Below are 21,573 nucleotides of genomic sequence, written 5' to 3'. Positions count from 1 at the left end.
AACGAAATGAAATTATGTTCATTCATTAATTGCTGCTTCAAGCGCAACAACAATCATATCGTTAAACGTCGTTTGACGCTCTTCTGACGTTGTTTCTTCACCAGTAAAAATGTGATCACTTACTGTTAAAACCGATAAAGCATTACGGCCGTATTTAGCGGCTAGGGTATACAAAGCCGTTGTTTCCATTTCAACTGCCAATACGCCGTGAGCTGCCAATTTTTCTAGCTGGCCGTCTTCATTGTAAAATTGATCAGATGTAAATACACTTCCTACTTTTAACTGAAGGCCTTTTTCAACACCTGCATCGTAAGCGCGCTTTAATAAATCAAAGTTAGCTGTCGGTGCATAGTCAATAGGACCAAATTTAACGCGGTTCATTTGTGAATCACTTGACGAAGACATGGCTAAAATAACGTCACGTACTTTTACATCTTTTTGAATTGCTCCGCATGTACCAACGCGAATTAGGTTTTGAACACCATATTCATTCATTAGTTCATTTACATAAATAGCAATTGATGGTACACCCATTCCTGTTCCTTGAACAGAAACGCGCTTTCCTTTATATGTTCCTGTGAATCCAAGCATACCGCGCACTTCGTTATAGCAAGTTACATCTTCTAAAAACGTTTCTGCAATGTATTTTGCACGAAGTGGATCACCTGGAAGTAAAATCGTTTCTGCAATATCACCTTGTTTTGCCCCAATATGTACGCTCATTTCGTACCTCCTATATGTAAAAAATCTTACGCTTTCACTATACCATATTGTATCCCTTGCTTGTCTATTTACTTCTAACATTATGCGTCAAAAATAAAAAGACATACAGCCCAAAAAATGGCGTAGTATGTCTTTTTATATAAGGGTACGCTAATAGCGCAAGGGATTTACTAACGTTAGCTGAGGTGATATGTATGGGGAAAAAACATCGCAATCGAATTAATTCGCCTAAAAAGAATAATCATATTCCAAAAGAAGCAATTATAGCAGAACATGAAGCCCATGGAGATGAATATTCAGCAACAAACCGAAAAAATGGCCCTGGCCATCATACTCGTGATTACTAAGGGTCAACATATAAATAAAAAGCGGCCAGATAGGTCGCTTTTACCTTATGTTTAGCGTACGTGCAGGCGGTTCACTTTTTGCCAGCCGTCTGTCCATAGCTTGTAGTAATACTTTCCTCGAGTACCTTCATCAATTAACAAAATATCGCCTGTGCTGATAAACCTCGCATCACAATCTTTTGGCAAATTATCAGCAATATTAAACATTTGAAATACTTGTGTTGCTGCGTCTTGATGATCGAATGCTGTAATCGTTAGACGATGGACAGGCTTATATCCGCGCTTTTCGCCTTTTTCTTCTGTTTGCATAATGGTTACATCATATTCTGTGCTAATATTAAATTGTTTTTTTATTGTGGTCCACACACTCAACATTCTTCCCTCCACCCAAAAGCAAGTATTTACTCTTTTACGTCATGTATTCTTATATAATTAGTGATAAAATCCGAAAATCCTTTATCGAATTAAAACGTTTTTTGTCGAAATTACTAGTTTTTTCTTATTAAACATGTACATAAAATATTTGTTTCCCATTTTATCATTAGTTGTTTTTGAATGGATGAATCAATAGGCCTACTTAAACAAAATGAAATATTAACGAAAAAAATGTAACCATTGCTCCTATTTTTGGTTATATAGGCGTTTAGAAAGGAGATAGACTCCTAAGGACCAAGCAAGTCCTAAACAATATCCTGCTAGTATATCCGTTAAAAAGTGTACGCCTAAATACAAACGGCTAAATCCAATTAATAAAATAACAATAGCTATTACGCATGCAGCTGCCGTTTTAACAGCCCTGCTTCTTGTATACATCCATATTAACAAAAGTACTCCGCTGTAAAACGCCATTGAGTTCATGGCATGTCCGCTCGGAAAACTATAGTGAGAGGCGGGAACGACTTGACTCCAATCAGGTCTTGGTCTTGCAAAAATCTCCTTCAATCCCCAATTTAAAGCGCGAACTCCCCAAAAAACGAGCGTGATATATAAAGCGAGCAACCCTTTTCGTTTATAAAGAAGAAATACTATAATTGCAAACCATATTGGCGCAGTGACATACCAAGATCCTACGGTTGTTATAAATATGATGATGGGTGTTAACGTGTCCGTCCTCCATCCTTCAATGGTATGAAGTACATTAAAGTCAAGCTGTTTCACCCAAGGTGTATTAAACGTAAATAAAATGAGTAAAAAGAAAGCTAAAAGCGATACAATAAATAGAGAATATTTTGTAGTGCGATTTACCATTTTTTATTTCCTCCAACCTATTAAAAGAAAAAGCATGTAGCGTTCTACATGCTTTACTTATTCACACGTTTTAGCTGAATATAGTCTTCCGGCTTAGGAGCTTGATGAACGACAAATTCAGCCGAAAATTCCTCTTTTGCATTTATTTTTTTCGTTTGCTTTGATTGCGGCATATACCTCTCTCCTTTCTTTTTACTGTCTTTAATATACGAAAAATAAAGGAGAGCTATGCACGTTAGCTATAGCGTGAAATAATATTGGTTAATATATTTTTTAACTGAGGAATTTCTTTTTCAGAAACATGAACATGAACGAGCGACTCATCTGCATCCAGCATTTCAGATAGAAAGCCGCCAAACCCTCTGGCACGTCGATCTACTTCTATAAATAAATCGTAGTCATGTAAGCCGCTCGGCTGTACGATGATTTCAATTTCATCTACTTTCCCAGCGTACAATCCACCGCTTGGAACAAATTCAAATTCTTGAACAAAAGGAAGTCTTTTTCTCATCCGGCGAGGGGCTTCTTCGCACTCGACTTGGCGCAAGCGAAAGCCAAGCTGTTCCATAGCTTCAATTGCGCTTGTTACCATAAGGTTAGGAAGCACTTTTACATGATCAATATCTGACGGATCAACGGCATCTTTAATATCGAGGCTCGTCGCCACCCAAACCCGGGTTCTCCCTAATGTAACAGGCGTATCATCAGGCAGCTGAAAGGTAAAAGGAATAGATTTCGTTTCAGCTGGTTGAATCGTGAACGGGTCGTTAATCTTAAACGTATTGAGCTCAATATCCTGCTTGTATTTTTTATCGTCTCTTTCTTTTACATAAGTTGTGAATAGACGCAGATAGATGCTGTCAATTTTCTGCTCAACATTGCCTCCGTACACTTCAACAATCCCTTCAATCTTTTCACCAGCACGAAATTCATCATTGACAAGCTTAGCGTCCACTCGCGCTGCACCAATTCCAATGCGGGCTAACGCTTTATTAAATAGCGCCATACTTTCCCCTCCCTGAGTTCTTACTATTTATATAGTCATAAATATCTTTTTGTAAACTTTTAATGCTTTCATACGATTCATCTGCTCTCAGCATTTTTTGAATGATGATCTTAATAGGTGTCGACAAACTTAGCTCTTGTTCCCAGCTTCTTTCTTGTTTTTCCGTCGGCTCATAACCAGAGTATAATAAAAATAAAAGAAAATGACCAAGTGCATAGATATCGCTTGCAGCGGATGTTTGTCTCATAAACTGCTGTTCTTCTATAAGGGTGCTTGTTTCTTCATGGTCCCCTAAAAATCTAGCAAGACCAAAGTCAATAACATAGATGGTTCCGTTAACATCAATAATATTTGGAATACGAAGATCACGGTGAATGATTCCTTGCTCATGAATAGCAGAAACTACGTCTAGAATATTAAGTAAAATGTCAAGCGCTTGTTCTTCCGTATACACGCACTTCTCTTCAAAAATTAAACCTTCAAACGTTTTCCCTTGAATCAATTCCATCACTAAGAAACAGCCTTCATCTGTTTCGATAGCTTCATACAGTGAAGGAATTTGAGGATGATTTAATTGAGACAGCAGTTTCGCTTCATAATGATAAGACTTCAGCCCCTGAGACGTGCGCTGCTTTGTTTTACGGAGCTGTTTTACTACTACCTCTTTTTGTTGCACAATATCGTTAGCAACATATGTTATACCATAGCTTCCCATTCCCAGTACATTTATGATTTCATAGCGCCCGCAAATGACTTTTCCTTTTTTAAAAGGGCGGTCAACTAACCAGCGATGAAGGTGTTTGAACATTCGATTTTTCATCATAAATCAACTTGAGAAAAAGCTTGAGAAGAAGCTTCCACTTTTACGTTTGCGCTTGTAGTGGTGGTGGCCATATTTTGAATGACTGTGGCTGTCATAATATTTGCTTCGTTTATAATCGCTACTGCTGCTATGGTGACGAGGACGTCTGTAATGCTGATCACTGCTGCTGTAGTGACGAGGACGTCGATAGTGTCGATCGCTGCTGCTGTAGCGTCGATGTTTAGATCCAGTTAATGATTCAAAAATTTTTCTGAACATAAAGAAAACCTCTTTTCTTAACATTTGTTACCCTTTATACGTACGAAATGTTATAAAGGTTTCAAAAAATCCCTTACCCTTTTTTTATATAGTTAAACGTTTCAAAGGAGGCTTAACATGACTTCTACTAACACAAATTCTCTCATTAAATTGGAGGATGTTCTTCGCCTGCAGCAGATGATGCAGCTCAAACCTCCTGCTACCCTCCCGCTGTCTTTTATCGGAGAAGACGTAAAATTGATTCAAGAGATTCGAAAAAGAGTAAAAAAAGCTAATCAAAACAATGTTACACGTACCCAAGCTTATTTAGACTATTATCAAAAACACCCCGAAATTCACTGGGCTTTTTTAGCACACTTGGTTTCACGGAACGGCGGCTATTACATGACAGATCTCTCCACTACCTTAATAAAATCCCTGCTTTCTCCAGAAAAACAGCACGCGTACTTCTTGTTTTTAGAACATTCCAATTCCGCCATTTTTCATGATGCTTACGCTCAGCTGTTACTCTATGAAAAAAGCAAAGAGCAAAACAGCAATCTGTTTCATTTACTACCCGCTTTTCACATATCTTTTTTTATGAAAACTGTTTGGAATGACTTTTGGCAGCATAGAAACAAAACGCTCTTATCAATAGCCCTGATTGTGAACGAACAGTATCATATCGAAAAAAATGTTCTCTTTAAAAAAGAGTTTCAGCGGGATGTTCTTCACTCTTGGCAGTTTCACACTCAAAACTTTCTCGGTATGACTCAAATCGTCTTTCCCTATTATTCAGGTAATAACATTGATTTATGTGGAACAAAAGTGTATCATTTCGAGTCTGTCTTAAAACGGATTGAAGTGGGAAAAACTTTATACGTTCTTCTTTTTTATTCAAACTTGCATGATTCTATCTATACATTTAGCCTTAAACACCCCCACACAGGGTCTCGAAGCGATTATAATACGGATATATTTACAAAGAATCGAACTCATTCCAAAAAGCTGTATAGCCCGACTTTAAATATGAGCTGGGGAGACCGCGTACACCTTTTTTTAAGAAAAGAAGAGTGGTTTGAAGACGAAAGCATATTTTCTCTCCTTGAGTCTATTCCCGCTTCTTCAGTTAAAAAAATTCCCATTCAGCATCATATAAAAGTGCAATCCGCTATTAAAGCTGCTAACCCTTTTTCATAGCCGCTGTCTCATAAACAAAACGACGAGTTTCCCCGTCGTTACAGATGTATCTATCTTTTTATTCTTCATCTTGCTCATCAATAATACATTTATCAATGAGATAATCAAAAGTTATATCCGCTAATTCGCCTAGCTCTTCTTCAGCGGGAACATAGCCTCGCTTGACTAGTTCATTGTAAAAGAACTCCGCAATTTCTTCCGTATCAATGACCACTTCGATTTCTTTCACAATATCACTCCTTATCCCGTTTGAACGGATTAGCGTACCTTATTTTTCTTAAAAATAGGTTCACTCCATCTTCTGCTTGAAGTTTTACCTTATACACATTTATGAACAATTCAGCAATAGTATGTCTAAAATTTCAGCAGTTTAAATAGAAAGGTAATTATCCCCATTCTTTTTTCATTACCATCGCCGTATACACAATAAAAGATAGCTAAGAGAGATGTGATGATCTATCTCGGCTATCTTTTATTTATTAGGCATCTACCTGCTATTTTCCTTGTTCGGATTTTGCTATCTTTTTTAAATGTTTCAGCACTAAGTTCATGACTTCAGCGTATTCTTCATCTTCAAAAAGCTCATACAAAAATTTATAATCATTGTACACATCTAAAAGACCGTTTATAATCTCATGCTTTTCTTTAGTTAACCTCACTTCTTCTTTTTCAGAACCGTTTTGTTTTTTCATCTTTGGTAGCAACTCCGTCTTTTTAATTTCTTTACCTAAATACAACATATCAACACTTTGAGCATAATTTTCTGTTTCCTCATGAGGAGTTACGAGAATGAGTTCTTCTTCACTAGCCTCAAGCCATTCTCCATCTGTTACACGTGACAATTCATAGACAATATCTTCCCATGAATCCTCTTTATAACGCCATATTTCTGTTCGAATACCAATGATTTTAAATAACTCTTTTCCATAATTAAAAACCTGGACGATATCGCCGAAGAAAAATTTATATTCAAGCTCTACTCTTTCCTGTACTAATATTTGACCTTCATATTCTTCTAGAAGCTCAATTGTATCTTCTAAAAAAAGACCTTCACTATGGTTGATTTCGTATACAAAAATCCCATCCATTACTTTTATATCGGTAATAGTGCCAACGGTCCCGTATATTGTTACAACGACTGTTTCACCAATTCCGTATTTAGGTTTTTTCTTCCCTGCCATCGTCGCACCTCCTTAGTAAACATACACCTACTGAAAAGTTACAATATTATATGCAGTAACTAAAAAAGGGGAAGTATAACATCTTTAGAACCAAGCCTTTATTATCTATTGCCCTCTATCATTTTTACCCCTGCTTATTGCATGAGCTAAAGAAAATAAAAAAGCAGGCTGATGGATATCCATCAGCCTGCTTTTTTATTTCTCACGCATTATTTTGATAAAGCTCCCATGCTTCATCAAATACGGTCATACTTGATAAATAATGTCCGTTGAGCTCTAAATAAGAACTCAGTTCGTCATAATCTGTTGAAGATTTCGGGAAGCTGTGATCATCATAAGCACTTCGCGCAAACTCTCCCATTCGATCATGTTTTTTATTTGATCGGAATTTCATTATATAGTGATAAAAGGATTTCATCGTACTCCCCCTCCAGCGGTATGTGTATCTTTTCTATCATTTTTTCAAGAAATCTACAACTTTCTTCTGTGATATGTAGATGTCGAACACTGCAATATAAGTGGTTTACCGGACAAAAAATATTAAATTCATGTTACAGTTGCAAAACAAATTTCACTATTAGCGTAACGAATAAATATTGTTATATCAATATTTTTCTTTTTTCAAAAAGACATTTGTAACAAAAACACATCGTTTTTATAACAAAAGCGTTGATTCGACAGGTTTCTCAAGCCTTTATGTAATTGCAAAAAAGAAGAATTCATGTTTTAATTCCGTAGTGAAAGGTTATTCTAACAATAATCGCCATTTAAATAAATCTTGTTGGTGGGAGGTTTACATCAGCATATGTTGAGGAAAAATAATACTATGAATACTCGAAATGCTTACTTTGATAATGCTAAATTTGTATTAATTTTTTTAGTTGTATTTGGACACATGATTTCTCCGTACCGAACAGATAGCAGCGGAATGCTGTCCATTTATCACTTTATCTTTATTTTCCATATGCCTGTCTTTATTTTACTAGCAGGTTATTTCTCAAAAAATTTTCATAAAAAAGGCTATTACAAAAAAATATTTACAAAGGTGGCTCTTCCTTACTTAGCTTTCCAAACTATCTATACCCTTTATTATAGTGTGCTTTATACAGATGAAACGTACACGCTTCAATATTTGGTTCCTAGATGGGCAATGTGGTTTCTACTGAGCTTAATTTTTTGGAAATTAATGCTTCCTTTCTTTGCGAAATTCCCGATGTGGATTAGCTTAACTGTCTCTATTTCGCTTGGACTTGCAATGGGCTTCATTGATATTGACGGATTTGATAAAATTCTAAGCATTAGCCGAATGTTTGTCTTCTTCCCGTTTTTCCTTTTAGGCTACTATTTGTCACAGCGACAAGAGCCTTTTACAAATCTTTTGACAGCGCGAAATCGAATCATTGCATCCATCGTATTACTAGTGACATTAATCGGAAGCTATTCTTTCTTAGACGACACGGCTTACACAGATATGCTGTATGGAACGAACACGTACGACAATGTGGCCGAATTTTTAATGCGCGTTTCTCACTATGGAATTGCTTTTCTTGTATCTTTTGCCTTTATGGCTTTAATTCCAACGCGCGGTTTTGCTTTAACAAGCATTGGACAGCGATCCCTATACGTGTATTTATTGCACGGCTTCATTTTAAAATGGTTCTTTACAACTGACTTCTCAAAAAGTCTAGAGCCAACATCATGGGGTATTATCGTCTTAATCGCCCTGTCCATTTTAGTAACGATGCTTCTCGGCAGCCGTATTGTCGATTGGTTCATCACCGGTACCAAGCTCATTGTTCAGTTTGTTACACCTAAAAAAGCCATTCAGAAATTTTCACTAGCATTCAAACGTACGTTTTCATAAAAGTCATACTCCTAAAGGAGTATGACTTTTTTCATTTTCTTCGAAGAAACCAAGTAAATAATTTCATTTTGCTGAATTTTATGTTAACGTTTTAATATCTAAAGGAAGGGAGTTTTTCAAGATGGAATTAGCATATTATGCTGGAGAGTTTAGAGATATTAATGAGGCTGTTATTCCAATTGATGAACGCGGTCACCAGTTCGGAGACGGTGTTTATGAATTTATTCGCGTATACAAAGGAGTTCCGTTTTCGATTGAACGTCACTTAGACCGCTTAGAAAGAAGTGCAAAGGCAATCTTTATCGAACTGCCGGTTTCAAGACAAGAGCTAAAGGACATCATTCACCAAGCAATGGAAAAATCAACGTTAAAAGACGCTGATATTTATATTCAAGTTACGCGCGGGATTGCTCCTCGAAATCATTTATTTCCCGATGTACCTGCACAATTAGCACTCACAATACGCCACCCTCGCCAAACACCTGAAGAAGCCTATGAAAAAGGCATTTCTACGCTTCTTTTGGAAGACGAGCGATGGGCTAATTGCTATATCAAATCATTGAACTTACTTCCTAACCTTCTGGCCAAACAAGCTGCGGCTTCTAAAGGATGTAAAGAAGCTATTTTAGTAAAAGACGGATACATAACCGAAGGGTCGAGCAGCAATGTATTTGCGATAAAAGACAACGTCTTGTTCACGACTCCTGCCACAAGAAAAATTCTATCCGGTATTACGCGCGCTAACGTACTCGAATGTGCGCAGGAACAAGCCATTCAAATTCGAGAACAAAATATGACTCCTTCCTTTTTAAAAGACGCTGATGAAGTTTTTATTACGAGCACATCTGTTGGTCTCTTGCCCGTTTCAAAAATAGACGAAGTCGAACTTCCAACTTTCCGTCCTGTTACAGTGGCTTTAAAACACGCCTACAGCCTGCGCACTGCTGGAACAAAGGCTTATCAATAAGCAAAGCCGCCCCTTACAAAATAAGGGGCGGCTTTTTAGAATTTAAAGTAGTTGCGCTTTAATAATCTTGGCACTTTCAATAGCTCATCATACCGAATGGATTCATCAAGTTTTTTTGTATCGACAAGAAGCAGCTGTGTTTCCACTTCTTCTATGATCTCTTCTTCTTGATATGACATCCCGCAACCTGAACAGCTGATACATGGCATATGAGTAATTTCAATACTTCTCGTTCCGTCTGGCAATTCCCAGTATGCGGTATTGGTTGTTTCTACCGCTTTTTCTTCTTCGCACCATGCGCATTGAACAGTCATATTACAGGACCTCCTTAAGATGATGGAGCATCGTCGCTTTTACCGTCTTTTTTCAATTGTGCTTTAAACTTTTTATCTTTTAATTCATCTCTTTTTTCACGTTTGTCTTTTAGGCTTTCGTGAGCACTGTCACTTTCATATGTTTTACGTCTTTTTACTCTCCCTAACCCTTCCGGTACAAGGTTGAATTGAGCATCATTCATAAGACCCGAGATGCCGATGGAAGAATCTTTAGTATCCGATGCTGGATAAACAGCTCGAAAATAATCATCTGCACGCCCAGGCACATAGCTTTCTGGCTCCGGATACGTCGTAATCACTCCTTCAAAGTTTCGCAGAACAACTTTACTTGCGCTTTGACTAATAATATAGTTTGGCTGAACCGCAATCTTTCCTCCTCCTCCTGGCGCATCAATAACAAACGTTGGAACAGCATAGCCAGACGTATGACCTCGCAGCCCTTCCATAATTTCAAGCCCTTTGGAAACAGGTGCACGGAAATGCCCAATTCCTTCTGATAAATCACATTGATAAATATAGTAAGGACGAACGCGTATTTTCACTAAGTCGTGCATAAGCTTTTTCATGATAGCTACGCTGTCATTAATCCCAGCTAAAATAACGGCTTGATTGCCAACTGGAACGCCTGCATCGACAAGCATTTCACATGCTTTTTTTGTCTCTTCCGTAATTTCAATGGATGTATTAAAGTGAGTATTTAACCATACTGGATGATATTTTCTTAAAATGGCACATAAATTTTCCGTTATTCGCTGCGGAAACACAACGGGTGCTCTTGTTCCAATTCGAATAATTTCCACATGGGGAATAGCTCGTAAATTCTTCAAAATATATTCTAAAATGTTGTCATTAATCAGCAAGCCATCACCGCCTGAAATGAGTACATCTCGTACTTCGGGTGTTTTGGCGATATAAGCAATCGCAGCATCTAACTGCTTTTTTGGAACGCCCATTCCGATTTGTCCTGAAAACCTTCTTCGAGTACAGTATCTGCAGTACATGGAGCATTGATTGGTAACTAAGAACAAAACGCGATCAGGATAGCGATGAGTCAACCCTGGCACGGGAGAATCTTCGTCTTCATCTAGGGGATCTTCTAGATCGTATTTTGTTTTATGAAGTTCTTTGCCAACCGGAACAGACTGCATACGGACGGGGCAGCGAGGATCATCTGGATTCATTAAAGATGCATAGTAAGGCGTAATATTGAGCGGAATTGTTTTGGTTGAAATGCGTACTCCTTCTTCTTCTTCAGGAGTTAAGTTAATAACCTTTTTTAAATCATCTAACGTTCGAATTGTGTTTGTTAATTGCCAAATCCAGTCATTCCATTTTTCTTCAGGAACATCTTTCCATAACTCAATATCTTTCCAATGTCGGGACGGCTTATATAAATCATATAACATACAATCGCTCCTTTATGAAGATTTACTATTGTTATATGTTACAGCCCATAAATTGGTTAATTATTTCTCACCCTTTACTTTTTGACAGATCCTTCCCCCATACGTTCATATCTTCTAACGATTTATAAATGTAGCAATTATTTGTTAATCGTCCCGTATAGATATACCCAAGCTGATGAAAAGCGGCATTCATTCCAAATGAAAGCGCTCTCGCTATTGTGTATGCACAAAAAATATGCCGCTGTTTTAGCTCCGCCTCTAGTGCGCTTAATAAATGCTTCATGAATCCATACTTTCGGTAAGCAGGGAGAGTCGCACAATCCGTTAGTTCAGCATTATGATAAACATAGTCAATTTCAGCAGAAGCAGCGCTAACGATATCGTTCTTGTCAACTATGATATAAAACAAACTATCTTCTTGAAGCAAACTAGAGAGATACTCTTCTTCGTAAAGGGGAGTAGGATACACTGTGAAGATTTGACGATAGAGCTGAGAAAGTTGTTTAGCGTCAGATGAAATGGCTCGGCGCATGATCAGTTGATTTGATAAAGGAGAATAATCAGATGTCGGCAAATTCAAAACATCTTGAAGCAGCTCTGTTTCTTTTAACGTCTCCCCGCTGTCTCGGCGGGATTGAGACGTATAGTAGCATAAAAGATACGCGTCGCTTCCGTTAAAATAGTAGGGAACAGTTGCTTCTAAAGAAAATCCCAAGCTCATCCAGTCCAACAGATGTTCAGCACGTGCTTTTATAATCCACTTTTCGTACGTTGCCTTATCAACTTCTTTATATATATAGCTGTAAATATCGTTCATATTTCCCCGGTAATCATCTATTCTCAGACGCTTGTTACATTCATCTAAAAAAAGAGTCATAGCAAAGGTTGGTTGACAAATATTTTCTTGTTTCGCCATTTGTTTGTATCCTCTCCCTTTTTAGCTTAGTCCGCAATACTGCACCAGTCTGCTACCGTGAGAGCAATAATTTCTGCTGCGTCAAGCATCGTTTGAATACAAATATACTCATTCGGAAAGTGGGCCACTTCTGTTACTCCCGGTCCAAAAACAACTGTTGGAATATCCCCTACTTGTGACAGTATCCCTCCGTCCGTTCCCCAAGGAGATGCTTCAATGATCGGCTGTTTCTGTTTCACTTGATAAAAAGAGGACGAAAGAGAGGTCATAAGCGGATGCTCCAATTCAATTTCACCGGGAAGCCAGTGGGCCCCAAACCATTCCAGGTCGACAGGATGCTCAGCAAACCACTCATCACACTGAGGCAAAAGTTCAAGCCAGGCTTTCATTTCTGCTCTGACATTTTTCATTTTTTCATGCGGAGCAACTCCTATCCTGCCTTCTAATATTACTTGATCAGCGACTGAAGAAGGCCACGTTCCTCCTTGTATATTTCCGATATTAATCGGCACGGGAATGGGAATTTTATTATAGAGCGGATCTGTAATTCGACTGTTTCTCTCTTTTTCAAGACCCTCAATATGTTTAAGCACAACAGCCGCTTTTTCAATCGCACTCACGCCTTCATACCGAGTCCCTCCATGTGCTGCTACTCCATGCACGGTCACTCGAAACCACATGGAGCCTTGCTGCTTAGGAAAGATCTTCATGTTGGTTGGTTCCGGAATAATGGCACCATCTGCTTTATACCCTCTAAGTACGCAGGAAAGTGTTCCTGCACCTCCGCTTTCCTCTTCTACTACGCTTTGAAAAATAACATCTCCTTTTAGTGAAATATCTAGCTCTTTCAACGCTTGAATAGCTAAAAGTAACGACACATTTCCTCCTTTCATATCCGTTGCTCCGCGCCCATATAAGTTTCCATCTTTTACAACAGCCGTATAAGGGTCTTCCGTCCACTGTGAAAGATCTCCGGGTGGCACTACATCAATGTGCCCATTCAAAATGATGGATTTCCCTCCGCCTTTCCCTTTTAACACGCCTACCACATTCGGACTGTCTCGAAAAGTAGAACGGTTGGAGGCAAAAGCTTCATGGCTACGAAGTATTTTTTCGTCCGGTTCCCATATATCAATATCTAACTGCAACTGTCGAAGGCGTTCAATGACAATTGCCTGCGCATGCTTTTCAGAACCTTGTACGCTTGCTTCTTCTACGAAACGCTTGAGTAAACGCACTGCACTTTGACGATGCTCTGTCATCCAGTTATGAATAGATTGCTGTATGTTCATGTAATGGTCCTCCTTATGGTATCGTAATCAATTGATCACTCAGGCGAACTGTCGCTTCTGTTGAACTCAAAATATCCTCTACGGTATAAGGAGACATTAACTCTGTTAGAAGAAGCGCATCTTTTTCCACTTTAAAAACCGCCCGATCTGTAATAACTAATCCCACGCAGCCCGAAGCAGTCAGAGGTAAAGAGCACGTCTTAACCAGCTTCGGTTCTCCTGTCTTGCTCGTATGATTCATTAGCACAATGACTTTTTTCGCTTTTTGAGCTAATTCCATCGCTCCTCCCATCCCAGGAACTCGCTTACCTGGCACAATCCAATTAGCTAAATCCCCTTTTTCACTCACTTCTAACGCACCAAGAATGGTCATATCGACGTACCCTTTTCGAATCATCGCGAAGGCTGTAGCACTGTCACAGTATGAAGCCCCTTGAACGGTAGTTGTTGGATAGCCTGCTGCATTGCAGACATTCTCATCTTCTTCACCTAAAGGAGGCGAAGATCCTAACCCTAAAATTCCGTTTTCAGCATGAAACATCACATGAACAGTACTTGGTACATAATTAGGAATAAGAGAGGGAATGCCAATCCCTAAATTAACAATCATGCTGTTTTTGATTTCAGCCGCAGCACGTTTTGCAATACGATGACGCATATCTATTCCCAAACCCATTTCCAATTCACTCCTTTTGAAGGAACAATATAATCCACAAATACACCTGACGTCATCACGTTCTCTGGGTCAATGTCGCCAAGAGGAACAATTTCATCCACTTCAGCGATAGTTATACGACCTGCCATTGCCATTAACGGATTAGTGTTTCGAGCGCTTTTATCATAAAGCAAGTTGCCGAATGGATCGGCTTTTTTTGCATACACAAAAGCAACGTCGGCTGTGAGCGGCTTTTCCACTAAAAATGTCTTGCCGTCTACTTCTACTTTTTCTTTTCCAAATTGAATAATGTCATTTTCTATTCCTACATCAACCAGTATTCCTCCAAGTCCAACTCCTCCCGCTCGAATACGTTCAGCAAGCGTTCCTTGAGGAGAAAACTCAACTTTTAGCTTTTCTTCTGTCATGAGCGTCCCAGCCACTGGGTTCGACCCAATATGAGAAGCGATCAGCTTTTGAATTTTTCCTTGGCTTACCAATTTTCCCGCGCCAATATGAGGAAAGCCTGAATCATTACATATCAATGTAAAATTTGATTTTCCGCTTTCAATCAGACCGTCAATGAGAGAAGGCGGGCTGCCTACTCCTCCAAACCCTCCTATCATTAGCGTAGCAGCATGATCGACATATCCAATCGCTTGTTCCACAGTTGTAATCTTTTGAAATGAGTTTTCGACCTTTGTCACTTATTTCACCTCATTTCTCTGTTTTTCATTTTGTACTTCATGCAATGTTTTTGAAAGCAGATCGACCGTTTCATCAAGCTGACGATGAGTAATTGTAAATGGTGGGGCAATAATAATGCCGTCTCCTTCGACTCCGTCTGTTCCTGCTTGTGAAGGATAAAGAAGAAGACCATTTTTTTGGGCTTTACTTATTAGGCGTGCCGTCATATTTTCCGAGGATGAAAAAGGCTCCTTCGTTTTTGGATTTTGCACAAGCTCAAGACCAATTAGTAAGCCTTTGCCGCGTATATCACCAATGATAGGATAAAGAAGCTGAAGCTTCTTCAATTTTTCTACTAAGTAGTCTCCTTTCAGCGCTGCTTCTTGAACGAGATCATGCTTTTCAATATAGGTTAAAACAGCTAGCCCTACAGCCGATGACAGCGGATTAGCGCTTAGCGTATGTCCGCTCATAATTAATTTGGATCCGTTCATAATAGGTTCAATCGTTTTGCTGCTAGCCAACGTAACGGCTATTGGTGTATATCCTGCTCCCACTCCTTTTCCAAGCGTCATGATGTCTGGTTTAACTCCCCAGTGCTCATACGCAAACATCACGCCTGTACGCCCAACCCCAGTCATGACTTCATCCGCAATCCATAACACATCATATTTATCACAAATTTCTCTTATCACTTCATAATAACCGGGAGGAGGTGTAAGCGCTGCTCCGGCTGCTCCTACAATGGGCTCTGTAATAAAACCAGCAATATGTTCAGGGCCAGTTCGTTTGATAACTGTTTCCAATTCGTGTGCACAAGCAAGATTACAGGATGGATAGGTTTGATGAAACGGACATCGATAGCAATAAGGAGGTGAAACCGAAGGATAATCTTCAAGCAAAGATGAGAAGCGTTTTCGTCTTCCAACGTGCCCTGACATAGACAGAGCTCCTATTGTAATACCGTGATAGCTCATCCACCGTGACAAAACCTTTGTTTTGGTTGGCTTTCCTTGCTCTTGAAAATGCTGAATTGCCGTTTTCATAGCCGTTTCAGTCGCTTCTGTCCCGCTGTTAACAAAAAAACTCCACTGGAAATGATTGCTGCTTAATTCACATAGTTTCTTAGCTAAGGCTTCTGTTGAGTCACTTGTAAACTGCGACCGATATACAAACGCAACTTTCTGTGCCTGATCGGTCATCGCATCAATAATTTCTTTTACGCCGTGTCCGATACTTGCTGTAACTGCCCCCGACGAAGCATCTATGTACCTTTTTCCATCTTGGTCGTACAAATAAATTCCTTTTCCATATGAAATAACTGGGTAGTCATCGTCGAGCAGCGGCTTTATTACATGAGTTTTATTCATTTCCGCACTCTCCTTTCAAACATACACTCTTATTAAACTGTATGCTGAAACGAAGAGTTTCTTGCCAATAAAAAAAGCCCTAGCATATAGCTAGAGCTTTTGCGCTTATTAAGCTGATTGCGTTACAGATTTATCGATACGCTTTGCTTCTGACTCAGCCACAATAACGGCACACGCAGCGTCTCCCGTAATATTTACAGATGTACGAAGCATATCAAGCAAGCGATCAATTCCAATAATTAATCCGATACCTGCTACAGGCAGTCCAACCGAACTCAGTACCATTGCTAGCATAATGAGACCAACTCCCGGCACACCTGCTGTACCAATACTAGCAAGCACCGCTGTCAATACAACCGTCACAAGAGCACCTAGCGACAGGTCAACGCCGTATACTTGTGCAATAAAAATAGTCGCTACACCTTGCATAATTGCCGTTCCATCCATGTTAATGGTAGCACCTAACGGCTGAACAAAACTGCTGATGGACTCCGGGACACGAAGATTTTTTTGAGCCACATTCATTGAAATCGGAAGCGTTGCATTACTGCTTGATGTACTGAATCCAACTGTCATCGCAGGAGCAAAACCTTTAAAAAATTCAATAGGGTTACGTCTGGCCATAAGCGCGACTGATCCCCCATATGTTACGATCGAATGGATAAACAGCGCGAGCACGACTACAATCATGTACAGCCCCATCGCTTTAATTGCCTCCCAGCCTTGACTTCCAACCGCGGTTGCAAGAAGCCCAAATGTTCCGTAAGGAGCAAACTTCATCACTAGATTTACAAGATACATCATCAATTCATTGCCTTGCTCGAGTAAATTGTAAAGCCCTTTTGTTTTACTTCCAAGCATCGTAATACCAAAACCGATAAAGATAGAGAAAACGATAAGTTGAAGCATATTCCCTTCAGCCATCGCTTGAATTGGGTTGACTGGAATCATATTTAAGAATGTCTCTCCAACCGGCGGTGCTTTTTCGGCTTCAAAAGAAGCGTTTTTTGTATCAAAAGATCCAAACGTACCCGGTTTAATTGCATACGCTAAAATTAAACCAATAATAATAGCAATGGTTGTTGTAACTAGGAAGTAGGAAACTGTTTTAGCCCCGATTCTTCCTAGTTTTTTAGGATCTCCTAAACCTGCTACGCCTAACGTGATAGAGAAAAACACAATTGGTACAACAAGCATTTTAATTAAGCTTAAGAAGATTTGGCCAAGCGGTGTAAACAAGTACTTGTCCAGCGGAGCAAAAGCACTTGGAGCAAAAGCATTAATCAACACTCCTACAACAGCACCAGCAATTAGCGCGATAATGATCTTTGTCGATAGCTTCATAGATTTACCTGCCGTAAATAAATTATATTAGAATGATTCTAACTACCATACTTATTTTACCATGCATTGAGAACGGTAACACTCAAAATATACAATATATTAAAAATTTTCAGATTAATATTTTTCAGCTATATAAAAAACCATGAGAATATCGTGGTTTCATAAACCACCATTCATAAATATGAATAATTATTCTAATAACCGCGTACTTTACTGCTTTCATAAATATTTTACTCATCAAAAAATAACTCTTTCCAGCTGTTGATTTTATCCTTATTGTACTGCTTGATATAACCCTCTTAAAATTTCACTGAATTTATTGATGGAAATAAATGGACATTATCAATTCACCTTATTCTATTTAATTCTGCTCACGATAGAAGTATGGATTCCGTAATATCTTTTAAAAAAGGAGCGGGTAATTATCATATAAAACTATCGGAGTTGGAGCGGTACAAGTTCTTTACTTTTTACTTATTCGCTCTCGTTATTTAACACATAAAAAAAAAGAGGCCGTGACGGCCTCTTTTTTTTATACAGTAACAGGTTCAGAACTTGCTTTGCGATTCTTTAATTTTTCAACAATGTCACGCGCTACCCACACACCGCACGCACTTGCCTGCGCGAGCCCTCGCGTAATACCAGCTCCGTCTCCTCCCACGTATAAACCAGAAATTTCAGTTTCAAACTTATCGTTTAACTTCGGACGGGCGGAGTAAAATTTCGCTTCCACACCGTAAAATAGCGTATGTTCAGATGCTAATCCAGGCGTTACGTGATCCAGTGCTTCTGTCATTTCAATTAAGCTTTTCATCGTATTGTAAGGAAGCACTAAGCCCAAGTCACCAGGTACAGCTTCTTTTAACGTTGGTTCTAAAAAGCCTTCTTTAATTCGAGTCGCTGTTGAACGACGGCCCTTTAAAATATCTCCATACTTTTGAACAACTAAACCCCCGTTTGACAGCATATTAGCTAACCTTGATACTTCGTGCGCATATTCATTCGGCTGATCAAATGGATCCGAAAATTTATGGGAAACAAGCAGCGCAAAGTTCGTATTTTGACTTCCAAGCTTCGGATCTTTGTATGCGTGTCCATTTGCTAACATAATACCTGAATGATTCTCTACTACCACATGTCCTGAAGGATTGCTGCAGAACGTTCTGACTCTTGTACCTACAGACGTATTGTAAATGAATTTCCCTTCGTACAAGTGCTTGTTGATTTCTTCCATAACAACGTTGGATGTTTCGACTCGAACGCCGATGTCCACTTGATTGTTAATCATTTTTAAACGACGTTTTTTTAGTAAGTCACTCATCCACTTCGAGCCGTCTCGACCTGGTGAAACAACCACTTTATCAGCCGTAATTCTTTCACCATTCTTCAATTCGATACCGCGCACGATATGCTGACCATCTTCTTTTTCTGTTATTAAATCGTCTACTTCCGTTTTATACTGCATATCAATTTTTTCTTTTAAGTATTCATAAATGCTTTTTAAAATTTCTAAATTTTGCTCTGTTCCTAAATGACGCACCTGGGCACGTAATAGCTTTAATCCTGCTGCGTATCCGCGTTTTTCAATTTCACGAACTTTATCAGTTAACGGATCCGTAATCGTATCGGTTGCTCCGTGTTTTAAATTAATTTCATCCACATATTTAATTAAATCTACCACCTGTGATTCAGACAGATAATCCGTCATCCAGCCTCCAAATTCACTGGTGATATTAAACTTCCCGTCTGAATATGCGCCGGCTCCACCGAAACCATTTGTGATAGAACAAGCAGGCAAACAGCCAGCAAACTCTTTTTTGCCAACCGCAGGCGGACATTTTTCAATTTTTTTCTGAAGAATCGGACAATTACGTCGATAGATATCGTGTCCTTTATCGATTAATAAAATAGTTGCTTCCGGTAATTTTAACGTTAACTCATAGCAAGTAAAAATCCCAGCGGGTCCTGCCCCTACCACAATAACATCATAATTTGAGTTCATTGTACATTCTCCCATCATCTTTTTTCTTTGGGTAAAAGATAAAAGTTATTGACCGAATTTTCTTTTTTTATTATAATTCGGTTATTTTCTAGCCATTTGATAATATATCAAAAACAAACCCTTTAGTCAACAATATACACGAACATTAAAATAAAATATTAAAAAAACATTCGTTTTTATTCCAAACAAATAAAAACCAGTGAACGAATAGCAAGCGCTATGAAATGTTCACTGGTTCTTTAATGTACGGAAGAGCAATTTCTACTTTTGTTCCTACTCCTACTTTACTCGCAAATGAAATATGCCCTTGATGCTGTTCGATTATTCGGTAGCTAATCATTAACCCTAGCCCCGTTCCTGTTTGTTTAGTGGAATAAAACGGTTCACCTAGCCGAGCTAAAGATTGCTCATCAATTCCACAGCCTTCATCCTCGATAATGACCATGCCGTATTCATTTCTTTTCTCAACGGTGACTTTAACTGTCCCTTTGCTCATTGACTCAAGCGCATTTTGAATTAAATTAATAAAAACTTGTTTAAGCGCATTTTCTTCACAAAAGATTGTAATCTCATCACTAATCTCATTAATAATACGACAATTTTTATAATTGGCGTGTGTATCTAATAGTAATGTCACATGACGTATGATTTGATTGAGACTTTTGGGGTGGTATGAATTTTCAATTTTAGGCTTGGCCAGCGTTAAAAATTCTTGAATAATGGATTCGACGCGATTCAATTCTTCAAGCATAATATCATTGTATTCTTCGTTGTACTGTTTCGATGCTTTTAACAGCTGAATAAACCCTTTAATCGCCGTCATTGGATTACGAATTTCATGTGCTACTCCTGCCGCTAACTTGCTCACCATTGTAAGCTTTTCAGATTTGCTTGCCATTTCATCATATTTTTTTCGATCCGTTACGTCGCGAATAATATACTGAATGGCATCCTGTCCTTCAAACTTAATTTTGGTTGCCGAAGATTCAATAATGACGACTCCTTTTTTAGTCAATAGTTTCACATCAACACGCGGCCTCACGGACATTCCATTCATCAGCTGAACCATTCGTTCTTTTACGATTTCTAAATGTTCGGGGTGAATAAAATGAAGCCAAGGACGCCCGATATACTCTTCTTTTTTCTCGCCGCCAAGAAGTTTAACACCAGCGGGATTCAAATATTGAATTCTGCCTTCTCTTGTTACAATAAATGCATCTTGGCTTTGCTGGACAAACTGCTTATATTGCTTCATTTTTCGAATGACTTCCTCTTGCTTTTCAATACTTGAGGAAAACTCTTTCCACTGAACAACTAAGAGCGGAATATCCCCTTCCGTGCGCTGAATATGGATGTGCATCGGAAACTGCTGATCTACTTTTTTCTTAAGTAAAACAACTTCTTCCTCTTGCTTTCTTAACGGTTCCACTTCATGCTTTTCAATAAAAAAGCGATTTGGCTCTTCAAATACATTACAGGAAAGAAGTCGTTCCTCCGTTGTTTTAAAAAGGTGGCAGCACGCTTCATTTAAAATTTGAATATCTCCATCCATATTCATTACGAGCATTGGTGTAAATGACATTGAAAATAGCTGTTGAAATACTTTTTCCTTTTCCATATATTCACCTTCGCTTATTGAGTTACTAGCTATAGTATAATATGGTAAATGTTGATTTGGCAAAATTTTTTTATTATTTAAACAATTTATATGTAAGTTTGTCCTTTTCCATCTGTTATAAAAAGCTCGCACATGCGAGCAAATGAGATCTAATCAGCAAAAACAGGTGCAGCCAATGATGATTAATAAAATAAATAGCACAACAATCAATGCAAATGACTGGCCCGTTCCGCAATGATGATAACCGCCAATTGGATAGTGGCAAGTATCATATAGGTGGTGATAGCCTCCGTGATGGCATGGATCGTAACAATCGTAGTTATACATAGCAATCTCTCCTCTTGTTTTTTTT

Annotated in this window: 24 protein-coding genes; 4 read left to right on the top strand and 20 right to left on the bottom strand. The window is 38.7% G+C overall.

The features are described 5' to 3' along the window. Nucleotides 1-18 precede the first annotated feature (18 nt). Nucleotides 19-723 carry a purine-nucleoside phosphorylase gene (deoD, locus tag AC4NPH_RS15540; protein ID WP_013058711.1) on the bottom strand — a complete coding sequence of 235 codons (705 nt, stop codon included), beginning with the start codon at nt 721-723 and terminating at the stop codon, nt 19-21. 194 nt (nt 724-917) lie between these two features. Here deoD and AC4NPH_RS15535 point away from each other — a divergent pair, with 194 nt between their 5' ends. Then, on the top strand, nt 918-1,070 hold the full coding sequence (locus AC4NPH_RS15535) for a hypothetical protein (protein WP_013058712.1): 153 nt from the start codon (nt 918-920) through the stop codon (nt 1,068-1,070). A gap of 51 nt (nt 1,071-1,121) precedes the next feature. Here AC4NPH_RS15535 and AC4NPH_RS15530 read toward each other — a convergent pair whose 3' ends face one another. From AC4NPH_RS15530 to AC4NPH_RS15510, 5 genes are all read right to left on the bottom strand, one after another. Further along, the gene (locus tag AC4NPH_RS15530; RefSeq protein ID WP_013058713.1) at nt 1,122-1,445 is read right to left on the bottom strand and encodes a hypothetical protein; all 324 of its coding nucleotides are present in this window, start codon (nt 1,443-1,445) and stop codon (nt 1,122-1,124) included. Nucleotides 1,446-1,691: 246 nt separating this feature from the next. Beyond that, on the bottom strand, nt 1,692-2,318 hold the full coding sequence (locus AC4NPH_RS15525; protein WP_013058714.1) for a phosphatase PAP2 family protein: 627 nt from the start codon (nt 2,316-2,318) through the stop codon (nt 1,692-1,694). A gap of 235 nt (nt 2,319-2,553) precedes the next feature. After that, nucleotides 2,554-3,324, bottom strand: a complete 771-nt coding sequence (locus tag AC4NPH_RS15520; RefSeq protein WP_029323933.1) for a sporulation protein — start codon at nt 3,322-3,324, stop codon at nt 2,554-2,556. After that, nucleotides 3,311-4,147, bottom strand: coding sequence for a serine/threonine protein kinase (locus AC4NPH_RS15515; RefSeq protein ID WP_491938803.1), 837 nt, complete (start codon nt 4,145-4,147; stop codon nt 3,311-3,313). The genes AC4NPH_RS15520 and AC4NPH_RS15515 overlap by 14 nt, the downstream gene beginning before the upstream one ends. Before the next feature lie 3 nt (nt 4,148-4,150). Continuing rightward, on the bottom strand, nt 4,151-4,405 hold the full coding sequence (locus AC4NPH_RS15510; protein WP_078082119.1) for a hypothetical protein: 255 nt from the start codon (nt 4,403-4,405) through the stop codon (nt 4,151-4,153). A gap of 117 nt (nt 4,406-4,522) precedes the next feature. Here AC4NPH_RS15510 and AC4NPH_RS15505 point away from each other — a divergent pair, with 117 nt between their 5' ends. Further along, on the top strand, nt 4,523-5,584 hold the full coding sequence (locus AC4NPH_RS15505; protein ID WP_491938802.1) for a DUF2515 family protein: 1,062 nt from the start codon (nt 4,523-4,525) through the stop codon (nt 5,582-5,584). A gap of 58 nt (nt 5,585-5,642) precedes the next feature. On the opposite strand, the gene AC4NPH_RS15500 is transcribed toward AC4NPH_RS15505, so the two are convergent. The 3 genes from AC4NPH_RS15500 to AC4NPH_RS15490 all read right to left on the bottom strand — a co-directional run bounded on the left by AC4NPH_RS15500 (nt 5,643) and on the right by AC4NPH_RS15490 (nt 7,183). Continuing rightward, on the bottom strand, nt 5,643-5,813 hold the full coding sequence (locus AC4NPH_RS15500; protein WP_013058720.1) for a YozD family protein: 171 nt from the start codon (nt 5,811-5,813) through the stop codon (nt 5,643-5,645). 265 nt (nt 5,814-6,078) lie between these two features. After that, on the bottom strand, nt 6,079-6,765 hold the full coding sequence (yodN, locus tag AC4NPH_RS15495) for a germination protein YodN (RefSeq protein ID WP_013058721.1): 687 nt from the start codon (nt 6,763-6,765) through the stop codon (nt 6,079-6,081). Nucleotides 6,766-6,967: 202 nt separating this feature from the next. After that, nucleotides 6,968-7,183, bottom strand: a complete 216-nt coding sequence (locus AC4NPH_RS15490; protein ID WP_013058722.1) for a YozE family protein — start codon at nt 7,181-7,183, stop codon at nt 6,968-6,970. Nucleotides 7,184-7,591: 408 nt separating this feature from the next. On the opposite strand from AC4NPH_RS15490, the gene AC4NPH_RS15485 reads away from it, so the two are divergent. Further along, nucleotides 7,592-8,629 (top strand): acyltransferase family protein, encoded by a 1,038-nt coding sequence (locus tag AC4NPH_RS15485; protein ID WP_013058723.1) that lies wholly within the window; start codon nt 7,592-7,594, stop codon nt 8,627-8,629. Nucleotides 8,630-8,750: 121 nt separating this feature from the next. Then, on the top strand, nt 8,751-9,596 hold the full coding sequence (dat, locus tag AC4NPH_RS15480) for a D-amino-acid transaminase (protein ID WP_013084681.1): 846 nt from the start codon (nt 8,751-8,753) through the stop codon (nt 9,594-9,596). A 35-nt stretch (nt 9,597-9,631) separates the two neighbouring features. On the opposite strand, the gene AC4NPH_RS15475 is transcribed toward dat, so the two are convergent. The 11 genes from AC4NPH_RS15475 to AC4NPH_RS15425 all read right to left on the bottom strand — a co-directional run bounded on the left by AC4NPH_RS15475 (nt 9,632) and on the right by AC4NPH_RS15425 (nt 21,548). Further along, nucleotides 9,632-9,910, bottom strand: coding sequence for a YokU family protein (locus AC4NPH_RS15475; RefSeq protein WP_013058725.1), 279 nt, complete (start codon nt 9,908-9,910; stop codon nt 9,632-9,634). 14 nt (nt 9,911-9,924) lie between these two features. Beyond that, nucleotides 9,925-11,337 carry a lysine 2,3-aminomutase gene (gene kamA, locus AC4NPH_RS15470; protein ID WP_057273905.1) on the bottom strand — a complete coding sequence of 471 codons (1,413 nt, stop codon included), beginning with the start codon at nt 11,335-11,337 and terminating at the stop codon, nt 9,925-9,927. Between the two features lie 67 nt (nt 11,338-11,404). Continuing rightward, nucleotides 11,405-12,253: a putative beta-lysine N-acetyltransferase gene (gene ablB / locus AC4NPH_RS15465; RefSeq protein WP_098314791.1), complete on the bottom strand. Its 849-nt coding sequence runs from the start codon at nt 12,251-12,253 to the stop codon at nt 11,405-11,407. 26 nt (nt 12,254-12,279) lie between these two features. Further along, entirely contained in the window at nt 12,280-13,545 is a 1,266-nt protein-coding gene (locus AC4NPH_RS15460) for a peptidase (RefSeq protein ID WP_013058728.1), read from the bottom strand. Between the two features lie 13 nt (nt 13,546-13,558). After that, nucleotides 13,559-14,221, bottom strand: coding sequence for a 3-oxoacid CoA-transferase subunit B (locus AC4NPH_RS15455; protein WP_098598634.1), 663 nt, complete (start codon nt 14,219-14,221; stop codon nt 13,559-13,561). Beyond that, entirely contained in the window at nt 14,206-14,907 is a 702-nt protein-coding gene (locus tag AC4NPH_RS15450; RefSeq protein WP_013058730.1) for a CoA transferase subunit A, read from the bottom strand. Before AC4NPH_RS15450 ends, AC4NPH_RS15455 begins: the two co-directional genes overlap by 16 nt. Next, a complete protein-coding gene (locus AC4NPH_RS15445; RefSeq protein WP_029323944.1) occupies nt 14,908-16,257 on the bottom strand; it encodes an aspartate aminotransferase family protein in 1,350 nt (449 codons plus the stop codon). A gap of 108 nt (nt 16,258-16,365) precedes the next feature. Next, complete coding sequence (locus tag AC4NPH_RS15440; protein WP_013058732.1) at nt 16,366-17,601, bottom strand: dicarboxylate/amino acid:cation symporter; 1,236 nt, start codon at nt 17,599-17,601, stop codon at nt 16,366-16,368. A gap of 532 nt (nt 17,602-18,133) precedes the next feature. Next, the gene (locus tag AC4NPH_RS15435; protein WP_029323946.1) at nt 18,134-19,603 is read right to left on the bottom strand and encodes an NAD(P)/FAD-dependent oxidoreductase; all 1,470 of its coding nucleotides are present in this window, start codon (nt 19,601-19,603) and stop codon (nt 18,134-18,136) included. A gap of 217 nt (nt 19,604-19,820) precedes the next feature. Next, nucleotides 19,821-21,221 carry an ATP-binding protein gene (locus AC4NPH_RS15430; protein WP_013058734.1) on the bottom strand — a complete coding sequence of 467 codons (1,401 nt, stop codon included), beginning with the start codon at nt 21,219-21,221 and terminating at the stop codon, nt 19,821-19,823. Nucleotides 21,222-21,374: 153 nt separating this feature from the next. Next, entirely contained in the window at nt 21,375-21,548 is a 174-nt protein-coding gene (locus AC4NPH_RS15425) for a YjcZ family sporulation protein (protein ID WP_080518349.1), read from the bottom strand. Nucleotides 21,549-21,573 lie beyond the last annotated feature (25 nt).

It is taken from the genome of Priestia sp. MDV22-iso46, from assembly GCF_058629175.1.
The sequence above is the reverse complement of the archived record's forward strand: the minus strand, read 5'-3'. Positions and strand labels throughout refer to the sequence as shown.